General features: G+C 63.7%; 17 protein-coding genes. 8 read left to right on the plus strand and 9 right to left on the minus strand.

The genetic code is table 11. The annotated features are described in order from the left end of the window. The first annotated feature begins 77 nt into the window (after window positions 1-77). From AB4Y36_RS01985 to AB4Y36_RS01995, 3 genes are all read left to right on the plus strand, one after another. Complete coding sequence (locus AB4Y36_RS01985; protein WP_342948511.1) at window positions 78-1,109, plus strand: CDP-6-deoxy-delta-3,4-glucoseen reductase; 1,032 nt, start codon at window positions 78-80, stop codon at window positions 1,107-1,109. Between the two features lie 332 nt (window positions 1,110-1,441). Next, complete coding sequence (locus AB4Y36_RS01990) at window positions 1,442-2,626, plus strand: acetylornithine transaminase (protein ID WP_368682189.1); 1,185 nt, start codon at window positions 1,442-1,444, stop codon at window positions 2,624-2,626. Between the two features lie 19 nt (window positions 2,627-2,645). Next, window positions 2,646-3,116 (plus strand): GNAT family acetyltransferase, encoded by a 471-nt coding sequence (locus tag AB4Y36_RS01995; RefSeq protein WP_368682190.1) that lies wholly within the window; start codon window positions 2,646-2,648, stop codon window positions 3,114-3,116. Between the two features lie 95 nt (window positions 3,117-3,211). On the opposite strand, the gene AB4Y36_RS02000 is transcribed toward AB4Y36_RS01995, so the two are convergent. From AB4Y36_RS02000 to AB4Y36_RS02015, 4 genes are read right to left on the minus strand one after another with little or no spacing between them, the layout of a single operon-like run. Further along, on the minus strand, window positions 3,212-3,928 hold the full coding sequence (locus AB4Y36_RS02000) for an ABC transporter ATP-binding protein (protein ID WP_112173207.1): 717 nt from the start codon (window positions 3,926-3,928) through the stop codon (window positions 3,212-3,214). Further along, a complete protein-coding gene (locus tag AB4Y36_RS02005; protein ID WP_069262747.1) occupies window positions 3,928-4,704 on the minus strand; it encodes an ABC transporter ATP-binding protein in 777 nt (258 codons plus the stop codon). Before AB4Y36_RS02005 ends, AB4Y36_RS02000 begins: the two co-directional genes overlap by 1 nt. A gap of 15 nt (window positions 4,705-4,719) precedes the next feature. Then, window positions 4,720-5,889, minus strand: coding sequence for an ABC transporter ATP-binding protein (locus tag AB4Y36_RS02010; RefSeq protein WP_069262748.1), 1,170 nt, complete (start codon window positions 5,887-5,889; stop codon window positions 4,720-4,722). A 16-nt stretch (window positions 5,890-5,905) separates the two neighbouring features. Next, entirely contained in the window at window positions 5,906-6,856 is a 951-nt protein-coding gene (locus AB4Y36_RS02015; RefSeq protein WP_069262749.1) for a branched-chain amino acid ABC transporter permease, read from the minus strand. A 367-nt stretch (window positions 6,857-7,223) separates the two neighbouring features. On the opposite strand from AB4Y36_RS02015, the gene AB4Y36_RS02020 reads away from it, so the two are divergent. Then, window positions 7,224-7,622: a hypothetical protein gene (locus AB4Y36_RS02020; RefSeq protein WP_368682191.1), complete on the plus strand. Its 399-nt coding sequence runs from the start codon at window positions 7,224-7,226 to the stop codon at window positions 7,620-7,622. A 295-nt stretch (window positions 7,623-7,917) separates the two neighbouring features. Here AB4Y36_RS02020 and ispH read toward each other — a convergent pair whose 3' ends face one another. Together ispH and AB4Y36_RS02030 are read right to left on the minus strand one after the other, a co-directional pair. Beyond that, window positions 7,918-8,889, minus strand: a complete 972-nt coding sequence (gene ispH, locus AB4Y36_RS02025; protein ID WP_042271909.1) for a 4-hydroxy-3-methylbut-2-enyl diphosphate reductase — start codon at window positions 8,887-8,889, stop codon at window positions 7,918-7,920. 5 nt (window positions 8,890-8,894) lie between these two features. Then, entirely contained in the window at window positions 8,895-9,350 is a 456-nt protein-coding gene (locus tag AB4Y36_RS02030) for a peptidylprolyl isomerase (RefSeq protein ID WP_028205261.1), read from the minus strand. A 189-nt stretch (window positions 9,351-9,539) separates the two neighbouring features. On the opposite strand from AB4Y36_RS02030, the gene radC reads away from it, so the two are divergent. From radC to nadB, 4 genes are all read left to right on the plus strand, one after another. Beyond that, the gene (gene radC / locus AB4Y36_RS02035) at window positions 9,540-10,307 is read left to right on the plus strand and encodes a DNA repair protein RadC (RefSeq protein ID WP_069262751.1); all 768 of its coding nucleotides are present in this window, start codon (window positions 9,540-9,542) and stop codon (window positions 10,305-10,307) included. Window positions 10,308-10,561: 254 nt separating this feature from the next. Further along, window positions 10,562-10,795, plus strand: a complete 234-nt coding sequence (gene rpmB, locus AB4Y36_RS02040; RefSeq protein ID WP_027794135.1) for a 50S ribosomal protein L28 — start codon at window positions 10,562-10,564, stop codon at window positions 10,793-10,795. Between the two features lie 11 nt (window positions 10,796-10,806). Continuing rightward, a complete protein-coding gene (gene rpmG / locus AB4Y36_RS02045) occupies window positions 10,807-10,974 on the plus strand; it encodes a 50S ribosomal protein L33 (RefSeq protein WP_027794136.1) in 168 nt (55 codons plus the stop codon). A 306-nt stretch (window positions 10,975-11,280) separates the two neighbouring features. After that, a complete protein-coding gene (gene nadB / locus AB4Y36_RS02050; RefSeq protein WP_069262752.1) occupies window positions 11,281-12,882 on the plus strand; it encodes an L-aspartate oxidase in 1,602 nt (533 codons plus the stop codon). 92 nt (window positions 12,883-12,974) lie between these two features. Here the strand turns inward: nadB and nadC are convergent, their stop codons facing one another. The 3 genes from nadC to AB4Y36_RS02065 form a co-directional block, all read right to left on the minus strand. Continuing rightward, entirely contained in the window at window positions 12,975-13,874 is a 900-nt protein-coding gene (gene nadC / locus AB4Y36_RS02055) for a carboxylating nicotinate-nucleotide diphosphorylase (protein WP_342948508.1), read from the minus strand. Further along, on the minus strand, window positions 13,875-15,005 hold the full coding sequence (gene nadA, locus AB4Y36_RS02060) for a quinolinate synthase NadA (RefSeq protein WP_342948594.1): 1,131 nt from the start codon (window positions 15,003-15,005) through the stop codon (window positions 13,875-13,877). A gap of 178 nt (window positions 15,006-15,183) precedes the next feature. Next, a complete protein-coding gene (locus AB4Y36_RS02065; protein WP_069262754.1) occupies window positions 15,184-16,380 on the minus strand; it encodes an acyl-CoA desaturase in 1,197 nt (398 codons plus the stop codon). Window positions 16,381-16,433: the final 53 nt, after the last annotated feature.

Here is a 16,433-nt window from a genome sequence, read left to right on the forward strand (position 1 = left end):
AAGAAAGCGCGGCAACTTACCCAAAGCGACCCGCGCCCGGAATCAACCCTCGGATACAGACTTACGCTTCCCTGAATATGGCTTTCAACGTAACGCTCAAGCAAAGCGGCCGGCAATTCCAGGTCGAGCCCGACGAACCCATTCTCAACGCGGCCCTGCGTCAGGGCATCGGCCTGCCGTATGGCTGCAAGAACGGCGCGTGCGGCTCGTGCAAGGGCACGGTCTGCCACGGCGAAGTCGAGCAGCGCGCCCACGCGGCTTCGGCGCTTTCCAATGACGAAAGAACGCGCGGCATGGCCCTCTTCTGCTGTGCGACGGCGCAAACCGACCTCGAAATCGACATCCGCGAAGTGGCGGGCGTGGGCGACGTGCAGGTGCGCAAGCTGCCTACCCGCATCGCCGCCATCGAGCGCCGCGCCGACGACGTCGTCGTCCTCAAGCTGCAACTGCCCGCCAACGAGCGCCTGCAGTATCTCGCCGGCCAGTACCTCGAATTCATCCTCAAGGACGGCACGCGCCGCAGCTACTCCATGGCGAGCGCGCCGCACGAGCAAGGCCCGATCGAGCTGCACATCCGCCACATGCCGGGCGGCAAGTTCACCGACCACGTCTTCTCGCAGATGAAGGAGCGCGACATCCTGCGCTTCGAAGCGCCACTCGGCACCTTCTTCCTGCGCGAGGAATCCGATAAGCCCATCGTGCTGCTGGCCTCCGGCACCGGCTTCGCGCCGCTCAAGGCGATCGTCGAGCACGCGGTCCACAAGAACCTGAACCGCCCGATGACGCTCTACTGGGGCGCGCGCCAGAAGAAGGACCTGTACCTGATGGAACTCGCCGAACAATGGGCGAAGGAGATTCCGAACTTCCGCTTCGTGCCGGTGCTCTCCGAGCCCGCCGCCGGCGACGACTGGACCGGCCGCACGGGCTTCGTGCACCGCGCCGTGATCGAGGATCTGCCCGATCTTTCGGGCCACCAGGTCTATGCGTGCGGCGCGCCGGTGATGGTGGAGTCCGCGCAGCGCGACTTCACGCAGCACCACGGTCTGCCCGAAGCGGAGTTCTACGCGGACTCGTTCACGAGCGCCGCCGACCTCGCGAACGCCGTCTGAAGCTCGCCCGAGCGGGTCGTTGCGTGTGCAATGCATCGACCCGCCGGGCTGTCGTCACGAAAAATTCTTCGGCCGCCTGGAAAAATTCGGCACATTGATGGTTTACATCGCCATTCGGCTTGTCGTATTCTTGCGCCCATGAACTGCATCCTGTCCGCCCTCCGACGTCGCCGCTCGCCCCATCTTTAGGGCCTGGCTACTCGCGGACGCGCGTTGCACATCTCAACGCACAGCAAGTTCGAATCACGAAAGCCACGGCCAGTCCGTGGCTTTTTGTTTTTCCGCCGTATCTTCTTCAACCCTTGTGCAGCCCCAACGCGGAGCCCGTTGCCATGAATTATTCCGAATACCCGATCGAGTCGCTGATGTACATCACCAACCGGCCCGAAATCGTTTTCACGCATGGCAAGGGGTCGTGGCTCTACGACAACGAGGGCAAGCGATACCTGGACTTCATCCAGGGGTGGGCCGTCAACAGCCTCGGGCATTGCAACGACGGCATGATCGAGGCGCTGGAGCAGCAGTCGCGCCTGCTCATCAACCCGTCGCCGGCCTTCTACAACGAGCCGATGGCGAAGCTCGCGGGCCTGCTCACCGAGCACAGCTGCTTCGACAAGGTGTTCTTCGCCAACAGCGGCGCCGAAGCCAACGAAGGCGCGATCAAGCTCGCGCGCAAGTGGGGCAAGAAGCATCGTGACGGCGCCTACGAGATCATCACGTTCGACCACAGCTTCCACGGCCGCACGATCGCGACGATGTCGGCAAGCGGCAAGCCGGGCTGGGACACGATCTACGCACCGCAAGTGCCGGGCTTCCCGAAGGCCGATCTGAACGACATCGCCTCGGTCGAGAAGCTCATCACCGCGAAGACCGTCGCCGTGATGCTCGAGCCGATCCAGGGCGAAGGCGGCGTGATTCCCGCCACGCGCGAATTCATGCAGCAACTGCGCGCGCTCACGAAGAAGCACGGCATCCTGCTGATCGTCGACGAAGTGCAGAGCGGCTGCGGCCGTGCGGGCACCCTCTTCGCCTACGAACTCTCGGACATCGAGCCGGACATCATGACGCTCGGCAAGGGCATCGGCGGCGGCGTGCCGCTCGCGGCACTGCTCGCGAAGAAGGAAATCTCCGTGTTCGAAGCGGGCGACCAGGGCGGCACGTACAACGGCAACCCGCTGATGACCGCCGTGGGCTATTCGGTGATCTCGCAACTGGTTGCGCCCGGCTTCCTCGAAGGCGTGCGTGAGCGCAGCGAGTATCTGCGCGAAAAGCTGCTCGAGCTTTCGGCCGAACGCGGCTTCCAGGGCGAGCGTGGCGAAGGCTTGCTGCGCGCGCTGCTGCTCGGCAAGGACATCGGGCCGGAGATCGTCGAGAAGGCGCGTCTCATGCAGCCGGACGGCCTGCTGCTCAACGCCGCGCGCCCGAACCTGCTGCGCTTCATGCCGGCGCTGAACGTGACGACGCAGGAAATCGACCAGATGATGGCGATGCTGCGCACGATCCTCGACTCGCTGTAATTCGAGGGGAGCACGAGCGATGTCCGTCACGATCCGCGTGTTCAGCGAAGCCGACACCGAAGCGGTGATCGCGCTCTGGCTGCAGGCGTTTCCCGAGTACAACGATGCGAGCCGGCCGCATCGCAATCCGCGTCTGTCGATCGCGAACAAGCTCGGCACCCAGCCGGAGCTGTTCTTCGTTGCGGTTCGCGACGGTGGCGACGTCGACGGCGCGCTCGTCGGCACGGCCATGGCCGGTTACGACGGGCATCGCGGCTGGCTCTATTCGGTCGCCGTCGCGCCCGATGCGCGGCGCCACGGCCTCGGCACGCGGCTCGTGCGCCATGCGGAAAACGCGCTCGCCGTGCTGGGTTGCCTCAAGCTCAACCTTCAGGTGCTCACCGACAAAGCCGAGGTGCTCGCGTTCTACGAGCAGCTTGGCTATCGCACCGATGCCGTGGTGAGTCTCGGCAAGCGCCTCGCCGTGCAGGAGTCCGAAGCGCTCGTCTGAGCATCATTGGTCGACGCCATGAAAAAAGCCGCATGGGGTCGCACCCATGCGGCTTTTGTTTTGATGCGGCCGCGCGGACCGCAATGCCATGCAGCTTACTCGCCCAGGTACGCTGCGCGCACCTTCGGATCGTCGAGCATCTGCTTGGCCTCGCCTTCCATCGTCACGAGGCCCGAGTCCATCACGTAGCCGCGATTGGCCGCCTGCAGCGCGAGGCGCGCGTTCTGCTCCACGAGCAGCACCGTGATGCCTTCCGACGAGATCGTGCGCACCACTTCGAAGATCTTCTCCACCATGATCGGCGAGAGACCCATCGACGGTTCGTCGAGCAGCAGAAGCTTCGGCTTGCTGATGATCGCGCGCGCCATGGCGAGCATCTGCTGCTCGCCGCCCGAGAGCGTGCCTGCGAGCTGCGTGGCACGTTCCTTCAGGCGCGGGAAGAAGCCGAACATACGCTCGACGTCCTTCTGGATGCCGTCGTTGTCGCTGCGCAGGTACGCGCCCATCTGCATGTTTTCGAGAATCGACATGCGCGCGAAGATGCCGCGGCCTTCCGGCACCATCGCGAGGCCACGCTTGAGCAGTTCATACGCGGGCACGCCCTTGATCGACTGGCCCATGTACTCGATGTCGCCAGCCGAGTACGGCTTCAGACCCGTGATGGCCTTCATCGTCGTGGTCTTGCCCGCGCCGTTCGCGCCGATCAGCGTGACGAGTTCGCCCTGGCGAACTTCCATGTCCACGCCCTTGACTGCCTGGATCCCGCCGTAGTTGACCTGCAGACCCTTGATTTTCAGAACCGATGTCGACATCAGTGAACCCCCGCACCCAGATATGCCTCGATCACCTTCGGGTCCTTCTGCACGTCTTGCGGCAGCCCTTCGGAGATCACCTTGCCATAGTCGAGCACTGTCATCCGGTTGCACAGGCCCATCACCAGTTTCACGTCGTGCTCGATCAGCAGGATGGTCTTGCCATCGGCGCGGATCTTGTCGAGCAGGCGCGTGAGTTCGACCTTCTCGGTCGCGTTCATGCCGGCTGCCGGCTCGTCGAGCGCGAGCAGCTTCGGATCGGTCGCGAGCGCACGCGCGATTTCCAGACGGCGCTGGTGGCCGTACGAGAGGTTGCGCGAGGTGTAGTCCGCGTATTGCGCGATGCCCACGTATTCGAGCAGCTCGATCGCACGTTCCTTGATCTCGCGCTCTTCCTGACGCTCCGAGGGAGTCTGGAACACGGCGCCGAGCAGGCCGTGCTTCGTGCGCACGTGGCGGCCGACCATCACGTTCTCGAGCGCGGTCATACCGCCGAACAGACGGATGTTCTGGAACGTACGCGCAATGCCGGCCTGCGCCACCTGATAAACGGCGGTCGGCGTGTAGGCCGTGCCGTCGAGCTTGAATTCGCCCGAATCGGGCGTGTAGAGGCCGGTAATCACGTTGAAGAACGTCGTCTTGCCGGCGCCGTTCGGGCCGATCAGGCCGTAGATCGTGCCTTCCTCGATCTGCAGGCCGACGTCGGACAGCGCCTGCAGGCCGCCGAAGCGCTTGTTCACGCCCTTCACGGACAGGCGGATAGCTTTGTTGCTCATATTCTGTTCTCCCCGTTATGCGCGAACCGGCTTCTTGCTGGCACGCTTGGCGATCTTCGCGATCTTGTCTTCGTGCTTCGCCGCCGGCCACAGGCCTTCGGAGCGATACAGCATGATGACGACCATGGCGAGGCCGTAGAGCAGCTGACGAATGACTTCCGTATCGACGACTTCGTGGCCGAACAGCATGTGCTGGAGCGGGCCCATCGTCGAGCGCAGGAACTCGGGGAAAATGGCGAGCAGCACGGCGCCGAGAATCACGCCGGGGATGTGGCCCATGCCGCCGAGCACCACGCAGGCGAGCACGACGACCGACTCCCAGAAGGTGAACGATTCCGGCGACACGAAGCCCTGGAACGCACCGAACATCGCGCCCGACAGGCCGCCGAACGACGCGCCCATCGCGAACGCGAGCAGCTTGACGTTACGGGTATTGATGCCCATGGCCTTGGCGGCGATTTCGTCTTCGCGGATCGCGGCCCATGCGCGGCCGATACGCGAGTGCTGCAGACGCGTACACACCCAGATCACGAGCAGCGCGCAGATCACGAACACGTAGTAGTACATGTAGACCGACGTGAACGTGAAGCCGAGGATCTCGTGCGGCTGCGCGAGATTGAAGCCGAACACCTGCAGCGGCGCGACGCCGGTAATGCCCTGCGGCCCGTTGGTGATGTTCACCGGACGGTCGAGGTTGTTCATGAAGATACGAACGATTTCCCCGAAGCCCAGCGTCACGATGGCGAGGTAGTCGCCACGCAGGCGCAGCGTCGGCGCGCCGAGCAGCACGCCGAACAGCGCGGCGAGCGCCATGGCGCACGGAATCACGATCCAGTACGGCGTATGCATGCCGCCCGGGAACATGTTGGCGATCCATGTGAACTGCGTGGTCAGGTGCGGCGAAGTCAGCAGCGCAGCGACGTAGGCGCCCACCGCGTAGAACGCGATGTAGCCCAGGTCCAGCAGGCCGGCGAAGCCCACCACCACGTTCAGGCCCAGCGCGAGCATCACGTACAGCATCGCGAAGTCGAGCACGCGCACCCAGTAGTTGCCGCCCGCGGCGCCCACCACGAAGGGAAGCGCTGCCACGACGATGGCCGTCACGATGCCGACCGTGAGGGTCTTCGTCATGTTCTTTTCGGGGATGAGCGTCGTCGACGGCTCGATCGGTTGAATTGAAGTCATGTTGCGTTACTCCCTCTTATGCGCGGTCCGCGACACGTTCGCCCAGCAGCCCCGACGGACGGAACACGAGCACGACGATCAGCACGATGAATGCGAAGACGTCCTGATAGTTACTGCCGAACACCCCGCCGGTCAGGTTGCCGATGTAGCCCGCGCCGAGCTGCTCGATCAGACCGAGCACCACGCCGCCGACCATCGCGCCGCCGAGGTTGCCGATACCGCCCAGCACCGCGGCCGTGAAGGCCTTCATGCCGGGGATGAAGCCCATGTAGAAGTGAGCGTTGCCGTATTCCGAGGCGATCATCACGCCGGCCAGCGCGGCGAGCGCCGAGCCGATCATGAACGTGGCCGAGATCACGAAGTTCGGGTTCACGCCCATCAGCGAAGCATTGTTCGGGTTCTCGGCGATGGCGCGCATGGCGCGGCCGAGCTTGGTCTTGTGCACGAGGAGCAGGAGCCCCGCCATCACGACGAACGCGACGACGATGATGACGATTTCCGTCATCGAGATCACGGCGCCGACACCGGTTTCAGTCGGCTTGATGACGTTGATCGGGTCGGTCGAGATGAGCTGGGGAAACGCGAGCGGATTGCGGCCCCAGATGATCATGGCGAGGGTCTGCAGCAGGATCGACACACCGATCGCGGTGATCAGCGGCGCGAGGCGCGGCGCGCGGCGCAGCGGCCGGTACGCGACCTTTTCGATCGTGTACCCGACGACCGCACACACGAGCGCGGCAACCGCGAGCGCAATGCACAGCGTGGGGATGTTCCCGAGGCCCGGGAAATGGTTATGGAGCACGTTGATCGCGGAGAGCGCGACCATGGCGCCCACCATGAGCACGTCGCCATGCGCGAAATTGATGATGCCCAGAATCCCGTACACCATGGTGTAGCCCAGTGCGATGATGGCATAGATGCTGCCAAGCACCAGCCCATTCAGGATCTGCTGGATGAAAATATCCATTTAATGCTCCTTAGCCCGTGCAACCGGATTCGCGCTCGTCATCGGCCGGTGGGCGATGTTTTACGGAACCGCAACGACACTTTCGGGTATTGAAGTAAAAACCGGTAACGGTTGGCCGCCCCGGTTCGCGTTGCCGCTGTGTTGCAGCGGCAGGCTCGCCAAAAGCGGATGCAAAAACGGCACCGTCGGATGGTTCGGTGCCGTCGGGTTCAATCAACTACGCGTCATATTCACGTTGGCGTATTCGCGGCGAGCCTTGCGGCCGGCAAACGCGAATGCGTCAAACGCCATGACTCCCACTCCCCGGCCGCCCGCGCACTGCGGGATCTCGGCTGCGAGACCCGTCGCACCCAGGCGGCGAACCGGCATGACAACGCCGGTGCATGCAAAAGCAATCTGCATGCCAGAAATGATCGATGTTGTGCTCGTGCCCGTCTCGACATTGCGGCTAAGCCACGCATTGCGCGGCGCAACCGCATTTGCCGATGACGCGGCAAAAGCCGACTTGAATTGCATTAATCAGGTCTCCTGCGCCTTCCGAAATGCTTGTCTGATGGCCTTCGCATGGAATGTCCAGCCTTCAGAACGCGCGCATTGTAACGCCAATTATGCGACGGGCAATATTGTTGAACCGGCAGGGTTTTCCTGCATTGCAACCATATTTTTAGATAACCGCATGGGGTGGGTTGCACCACAGGTTGCGCCGCATTTTCGTGCACCAGTTGCACCAAAAATCGACGCGCTTCGCATCATGTGTTGCAGATAATGGCCGCAATGCCTTGTCGCGCGGGCATTGGATCAAATGAAGGGTATTTAAGGGAGAGCATAATAATGCCGCCCCGGCGCGGTGCATTCGTATCGAAAGCATGTCAATTGCCCCATATATTATGGGGTCACACCACGTAATTCGGTCCCGTACTCTAGAGAAAAAAGAACACCCGCCGAACGTGAGGTTAACCTGCCTTTCCCCATCATACGACCCTTATTGTTCGCGCGCAGTATGTGTCGCGGGCATAAAAAAGCGCGCCACATGGGCGCGTTCGTGCGGAGTGCGGCAGGCGTCAGACGGGTTGACCGAGTCCGCGCGGCAACGGGAATGCAATGTTCTCCTCGATGCCTTCGAGCGCACGCACGTTGCGCGCACCAAGTTCGTGCAGGCGGCGAATGATTTCCTGCGCGAGCGCCTCGGGAGCCGACGCTCCAGCCGTCAGGCCGATCCGGCGCTTGCCGGCGAGCCACTGGGGGTCGATCTGCTCGGGCGCATCCACCATATAGGCAGGAATGCCGCGTTTCTCGGCCACTTCGCGCAACCGGTTCGAATTGGAGCTGTTCGGGCTGCCCACCACGATCACGACATCGCACTGCGGCGCCATGAACTTGACGGCGTCCTGGCGATTCTGCGTGGCGTAGCAGATGTCCTGCTTCTTAGGCTCGCGAATGGCGGGAAAGCGCGCCTTGAGCGCCGCGATGATTTCCGCGGCGTCGTCCACCGAGAGCGTGGTTTGCGTGACGAATGCCACACGCTGCGGGTCGCGCAGCTTGAGCGCCTCGACATCGGCAATGTCTTCGACGAGATACATGCCCTCGGCCACCTGCCCCATGGTGCCTTCCACTTCCGGATGGCCCTTGTGCCCGATCATGACGATGTCGAGCCCTTCGTCGCGCATCTTCGCGACTTCCACGTGCACCTTCGTGACGAGCGGGCAGGTCGCGTCGTAGACGCGCAGGCCGCGCGCCTCGGCGTCGGCGCGCACCGACTTGGAGACGCCGTGCGCGCTAAAGATCACCGTGTTGCCGGACGGGACCTCTTCGAGCTGCTCGATGAAGATCGCCCCCTTCTTGCGCAGGTCTTCGACGACATAGGCGTTGTGAACGATCTCGTGACGCACGTAGATCGGTGCGCCGTGGAGCTGGATGGCGCGCTCGACGATCTCGATGGCCCGATCGACGCCGGCGCAGAAGCCGCGCGGCTGGGCGAGCAGGATTTCCGCGTCGGCCAGTTCTGCGATGAGGGACGTGTCCGTGTTGGTCATGGGCTTTAAAGGATTCCGATGATTTGCACTTCGAACGCAACCGCCTGGCCTGCGAGCGGGTGGTTGAAATCGAACAGGGCGGAGGTCTCGTTCACTTCCTTGAGCACACCCGCGTAGCGCCCGCCGTTCGGGGCATTGAATTCGATCAGGTCGCCCGGGCTGAATTCCTCGCCGATCATGCCGTTCTCGCGCAGGGTCTTGAGCGAAACGCGCTGGATCAGGTCGGGGTTGCGCTGGCCGAATGCGACGCCGGGTTCTAGCTGAAAGGTCGAGTGGTGACCCACCTTCAGGCCCTGCAAAATCTCTTCCAGCGGCGGCGCAAGCTGGCCGGCGCCCATCAGCAGAGTGGCGGGACGGTCGACAAAGGTATTGACGATTTCGGTGCCATCGGCGAGTGAAAGCCGGTAATTCAGCGTCACGTGGGAACCGGATTTCACTTCGGAGATGTCGATGATGCTCATGCGTAACTCATTTCGTCGTAACGCGCGCTTCGCGCGTGCGCGCCGCAAGGCGCCGGTCCGGCCTGCCTCGGGCGGCAGGAAAGCATCTATTGTAAGCCACTTGGCCGAGGCGGTCGCGGCACGATTGTGCACTGCCAACGCTCGCGCTCGCGCGCGCCGGGCATGCCTTATTTGTCTGTGGAGAATGCCATGACGGAACGCGCCTGCATCCTGGACACGGCGCCCGATGCCGTCGGCGGCGCCCTCCCCGCGCCGGCAGCGCCTGCGGTTTCGAGCCCCGAGAGCGCGGCGCCTGCGGCGCCACGCCGCGACATGCCTCGCGAGCGACTGCGCACGGCCGGCGCCAGCGCGCTTTCGGACGTAGAGCTGCTCGCGATCCTGCTCGGCTTCGGCTTGCCGGGCCACGATGTCTTCGAAGTCGCCCGCACGCTGCTGGCCCAATTCGGCTCGCTGCGCGCCATGCTCGATGCGCCGCCAGAAGAATTCGAGGCCCTGCGCGGCATCGGGCCCGCAAAAGCCGCGATGCTGCAAGCGGTGACGGAACTCGCTCGCCGGGCGCTTGCGCAAGCGCTCGACGACAAACCGCTCGTCGACTCACCCGGTGCGGTCGAAGACTACTTGCGCCTGCTGATCGGCGGGCGGCCGCACGAGGTGTTCGTTTGCCTCTTCCTGGATGCGCGCCATCGGCTGATCCGCCTGGAGGAAAGTTCGCGCGGATCACTCACTCGCATGGCGGTGTACCCGCGTGAAATCGTGCGGCGCGCGCTGACGCTCAATGCCGCGAGCCTGATCGTCGCCCATAATCACCCTTCGGGCGCGGTACAGCCGAGCGCGAGCGACCGGCGCCTCACAAGGGTGTTGCGCGAGACGCTGGCACTCGTGGAGGTTCAACTCATCGATCACCTGGTCATCGGCACCCGGGACACGTTTTCCTTCGCGCGCCATGGCTGGAGCTGAGGCGACACAGCGCCAGACGCGGCGGCACAGAACAATTGTGCAAATCGGGTTTGATTTCCCAGGCTTTTTTCTGCTAGAATTGTGGTTTGCCTATTTCCAACCCTGTTCCGAAGCCCATCGAGGCGTTCCAGGGGAAATATGGCCTGGGTTCGAGGTTGTCTCTCATCCATACGTGAGCGCGCTCTTATTCCGGCCATTTCTCGCCTGGGAAACCTAAGCGGCTCTCGAACTCAGAATTTCCGTAGGAGTGTCTCATGGCACGTGTATGCCAAGTCACTGGGAAAGCGCCGATGAGCGGCAATAACGTTTCCCACGCTAACAACAAAACCAAGCGCCGTTTCCTCCCGAATCTGCAAAACCGCCGTTTCTGGGTTGAAAGCGAAAACCGTTGGGTGCGTCTGCGCATCTCGAACGCAGGCCTGCGCCTGATCGACAAGAACGGCATCGATTCCGTGCTCGCAGACCTGCGTGCACGCGGCGAACTGTAAGGGAGTAAATCATGGCCAAGGGCGTCCGCGACAAGATCAAGCTGGAATCGACCGCAGGTACGGGTCACTTCTACACGACTACGAAGAACAAGCGCAACATGCCGGAAAAAATGTCGATCAAGAAGTTCGACCCGGTTGTTCGCAAGCACGTCGAGTACAAGGAAACCAAGATCAAGTAATTGATCGGGTTTCGAGCCTGACGAAGACGGAAAAACCCCGCTTTTTAGCGGGGTTTTTCTTTTGGCTCGCCCGCCCCGCCTCGGTTCGCGCCCGGCAACGGTGTTTTAACGGCAGCGCCCAAACTGGCGCTATCCGTTCGCTCCTCTCTCGGAGTATGCTTCCCGCTTTATACCGGCTGCCACACGCGTGTCATATGGCATCACAGCGGGCATCACAGCGGGCATCACAGCGGCCATGACAGCGCAGCCCCGCGGCAAATGCGGCGGCCGGAAAGCGCAGAACAAGAGAGACGGAGAAGCAGGATCATGAATTTCGATGTAGCGATCGTCGGCAGCGGCCTCGCAGGACTGAGCGTCGCGCTGAATCTCGCCGGTTCGCGCCGCGTCGTGATCATCGCCAAGCGCGCGATGACCGAAGGCGCGAGCGACCGCGCGCAAGGCGGCATTGCCGCCGTGCTCGATTCGGCCGACAGCGTGGAGAACCACGTGGACGATACGCTCGTCGCCGGCGGCGGCCTGTGCGACGAGGCAGCCACGCGCTACATCGTCGAGCATGGCCGCGAGGCCATCGAATGGCTGATCGCCCAGGACGTCCCGTTCACGAAGGACGCCGCCGCCGAACTCGGCTTTCACCTCACGCGCGAAGGCGGCCACAGCCATCGCCGCATCATCCACGCCGCCGACGCCACCGGCCACGCAGTCGTGCAAACGCTGCTCGAGCGTGCGCGCTCGCACCCGAACATCACGATCCTCGAGGACCATCAGGCGATCGACGTCATCACGTCCGACCGGCTGGGCCTGCCTGGCCGTCGTTGTCACGGCCTCTATGCGCTCGATCTGAAGAATGACCGCACGGTGACGATCCAGGCGCCGCACACGGTGCTCGCCACGGGCGGCGCCGGCAAGGTCTACCTGTACACGACGAACCCCGACACGGCCACCGGCGACGGTATCGCCATGGCGTGGCGCGCCGGCTGCCGGGTGGCGAACATGGAGTTCATCCAGTTCCACCCCACCTGCCTGTTCCACCCGCACGCCAAGTCGTTCCTGATTTCGGAAGCCGTGCGCGGCGAAGGCGGCGTGCTGCGCCTGCCCGACGGCACCCGCTTCATGCCCTCGCACGACGCGCGCGCCGAACTGGCCCCGCGTGACATCGTCGCCCGCGCGATCGACTTCGAGATCAAGAAACACGGCATCGACTGCGTGCATCTCGACATCAGCCATCAGCCGCCGGCGTTTCTCGAAGAGCATTTCCCGACCATCCTCGCGCGCTGCCGCGAGTTCGGCATCGACATCACGAAGGCGCCGATTCCCGTGGTGCCCGCCGCGCACTACACCTGCGGCGGCGTCGTCACCGACCTGGCTGGGCGCACCGACCTCGCGGGCCTCTACGCCGTGGGCGAGACCTCGTACACGGGCCTGCACGGCGCGAACCGCCTCGCAAGCAACTCGCTGCTCGAGTGCCTCGTGATCGGCCGCTCGGCAGCCGAGGCGATCGAGGCGGAAGGCTTCAGCGCGGGGGCGCATGCGCCGCTGCCCGATTGGGACGAAAGCCGCGTCTCCGATTCCGACGAGGAAGTCGTCGTGGCCCACAACTGGGACGAGCTGCGCCGGCTGATGTGGAATTACGTCGGCATCGTGCGCACCGACAAACGGCTCGAGCGCGCGCAACATCGCCTCGCCCTGCTGCGCGACGAAATTCTCGAGTACTACGCGAATTTCCGCGTCACGCGCGACCTGCTGGAATTGCGCAACCTCGTCGAAGTCGCTTCGCTGATCGTGGAAAGTGCGCGCTCGCGCCGCGAGAGCCGTGGCCTGCACTACAGCCGCGACTGGCCGAACTCGCTGCCCAAGGCGCTGCCGACCGTGCTCGCGCCGGAGCGCGTACGTAATCGCACGGTTTCATGAGTCGAGCGAACTGAAAGCGCCGCAAAAAACAAAGGCCGCCTCATCGCGAGGCGGCCTTTTTCCTTCTGGTTCCGCTCAGCGAACTCGCGGCTTCAGACAATACGCATCGAAAAGTCCGTCGCGCGCACGTCCTTCGTGAGCGCGCCAATCGATACGCGGTCCACGCCCGTTTCCGCGATCGCGCGCACCGTGTCAAAACTCACGCCGCCCGAGACTTCGAGCACCGCACGCCCCGCTGTGAGCTTCACCGCGTCGCGCATCATGTCGAACGAGAAGTTGTCGAGCAGCACCGACTTCGCGCCGTGCGCGAGCGCCGTGTCGAGCTGTTCGAGCGTCTCCACTTCGATCTGGATCGGCACGCCCGCATCGAGCGCCAGCGCGGCGTCCATCGCCGCGCCAACGCCACCCGCCGCAGCAATGTGGTTTTCCTTGATCAGGATGCCGTCGTAAAGCGCGAGACGCTGGTTGACGCCACCGCCCACGCGCACTGCGTACTTCTGCGCGAGGCGCAGGCCGGGCATCGTCTTGCGCGTGTCCAGAATGCGCGTGCGGGTGTGCGCGATCATCTCGACGTAGCGGCGCGTCACGCTAGCCACGCCCGAAAGCAGCTGCAGGAAGTTCATTGCGTTGCGCTCGGCCGTGAGCAGCGAGCGCGCCGGACCGCGCAGCGAGCAGACGGTCGTATCGGCGGCCATGCGCTCGCCTTCGCGATAGTGCCAACGGACTTCGATGCGCGGATCGACCTGCTTCACCACGCCGTCGAACCAGAGCACGCCGCATAGCACCGCTTCTTCGCGCACGATGATGCGCGCGTCGCGCATTTCGTCGGCGGGCACGAGGCGGCCGGTCTGGTCGCCGGGGCCCACGTCTTCTGCGAGCGCGTCGGCCACGTTGCGTGCGATCGCGGCGTCGAACGCCGCGCCGTACTGCGAGCGCACTTCATCGAGCACGGGCGAAACGGCATCGACTGCGAGCAATTCGAGTGCGCCCATTTACGCCGCCCCCACTTGCGAGAACAGCGCGGTGTCGCGCGCGAGGTCGCCGCTTGCCTGCACGCGGCGCTTGTGCTCGGCCGCGAACGCCAGCATGCGATCGATCGGCAGACGCGCGCGCTCACCGATCGCGCTGTCGACGTGGATCTCGTTGTGACCGCGCTCCAGCACGTCCACGAGATTCGTCAGACCGTTCATGGCCATCCACGGGCAATGCGCGCAGCTCTTGCAGGTGGCGCTGTTGCCGGCCGTGGGCGCTTCGATGAAGGTCTTGCCCGGCGCCGCGAGGCGCATCTTGTGCAGAATGCCGAGATCGGTCGCGACGATGAAGCGTTGCGCGTCGAGCTTCACGGCCGCGTCGATCAGCTGCGTGGTCGAGCCGACCACGTCCGCGAGCGCAACCACGCTCTCGGGCGATTCGGGGTGGACCAGAATCCTGGCGTCCGGATATTCGGCGCGCAGCAGATCGAGCTCGATGCCCTTGAACTCGTCGTGCACGAGGCAGGAGCCTTGCCACAGCAGCATGTCGGCGCCGGTCTTCTTCTGGATGTAGCTGCCCAGGTGCCGGTCCGGCGCCCACAGAATCTTTTCGCCCTTCGCGTGCAGGTCGGCGACGATCTCGAGACCGATGGACGACGTGACCATCCAGTCCGCGCGCGCCTTCACGGCCGCGCTCGTATTCGCATAGACGACCACGGTGCGGTCCGGATGCTCGTCGCAGAACGCCGAGAATTCGTCGATGGGGCAGCCGAGGTCGAGCGAGCAGGTCGCGTCGAGGTCGGGCATGAGAATCCGCTTGTTCGGACTCAGAATCTTCGCGGTCTCGCCCATGAAGCGCACGCCGGCCACGACGAGCGTCTGCGCCTCGTGGTCGCGGCCGAAACGCGCCATCTCGAGCGAATCGGCCACACAGCCACCGGTTTCGTCGGCGAGCTCCTGCAACTCAGGATCCACATAATAGTGCGCGACAAGCACTGCCTTCTCGCGCTTGAGCAATGCGCGAATCCGCTCCTTCAACGCAACGCGCTCTGCCGCGGACGGCGCATCGGGCACACGCGCCCAAGCCTGTCCAACGCTGCAGACGGCACCCTGCGGCCGGTCATATTCGACCTTCCTGATCGCCTGACTCATCATCTCCTGCCCCTACCGATCGCCGCGCCATGAAGCCATTGTGGGGACTCCGGCTTTTTTTGCGGCCCAAAAAGAAAAACCCCGCCAGCGCGGGGTTTTGTGACGTCTCGTCATTCTAAAGGATTTTCCTGCGCCCCACTGAGGGGCCGAAATCCGCTCGGGACGATCGAGCCGATGATCAGGCGTAACGGCGCAGGCGCGAAGCGAATTCCTGCAGCGCCTTGATACCGCTTTGTTCAGCGCGATGGCACCAATCCTGAAGCTGCGTGAGCAGTTGTTCGCGCGAGGCGCTCGAACGCTCCCAGATTGCCGCGAGTTCGTTGCGCAGTTCGATGAACGTGCGCAGCTTCTGGCTGTTCGCGAAGATTTGCGGCAGCTGGCGCTTTTGCGGTTCGTTCAGGCTGGCTTCTTCCTTGTCGAACCACTTGCGCGCGCCGCGCATGACCTTGTACTTCTCGCGTTCGCCCACTTCCTTCAGGTGCGCCAGTTCCTGGCGATAGGCCTGCTTCACGGCCTTCGCGTAGCTCGCCATGACTTCATAGCGGTTCGAGAGCACGGCCTGCAGCGTTTCGTGATCGGCCACGAGCTTGCCCTTGGCGAGACGCGGGGTAGGCGCGACCTTCTTCACCTTGGCGAGACCAACGGCCTGCATCATGCGGATGTACATCCAGCCGATGTCGAACTCGTACCACTTGTTCGACAGCTTCGCGGAAGTCGCGAACGTGTGGTGGTTGTTGTGCAGCTCCTCGCCGCCGATGATGATGCCGAACGGCAGAAGGTTCGTGCTCGCGTCGGACGAATTGAAGTTGCGGTAGCCCCAGAAGTGGCCGAGGCCATTCACGACACCCGCGGCCCAGAACGGAATCCACGCCATCTGCACGGCCCACACGGTGAGGCCGACCGCGCCGAACAGCGCGACGTCGATCACCATCATGATGCTCACGCCGAGAATGGGGTAGCGCGTGTAGACGTTGCGCTCCATCCAGTCGTTGGGCGTACCGTGGCTGAAGCGGCGCAGCGTTTCTTCGTTTTTCGCTTCGGCGCGATACAGTTCGGCGCCTTCGAGCAGTACCTTCCAGATGCCGCGCGTTTGCGGGCTGTGCGGATCTTCTTCCGTTTCGCACTTGGCGTGGTGCTTGCGATGGATTGCGGCCCACTGGCCCGTGAGCATGCCCGTGGTCATCCACAGCCAGAAGCGGAAGAAGTGGCTCGCGATGGGGTGCAGATCCAGCGCGCGGTGCGCCTGGCAGCGGTGCAGGTACACCGTCACGCCGATGATCGTGATGTGGGTGACCACCGCCGCGAACAGCACGATCTGCCACCACGAGAAATGGAGCACCCCGTGGGCGAGGAAATCAAGCAGGGAGTTCAACAAGGCATTTACCTGTGAAGCGAAGCGCGTCGGCCTTTCGGCCAGGCGCCGGTGTC

The organism is Paraburkholderia sp. BR10936 (assembly GCF_040965735.1).
Taxonomy (GTDB): domain Bacteria; phylum Pseudomonadota; class Gammaproteobacteria; order Burkholderiales; family Burkholderiaceae; genus Paraburkholderia; species Paraburkholderia nodosa_A.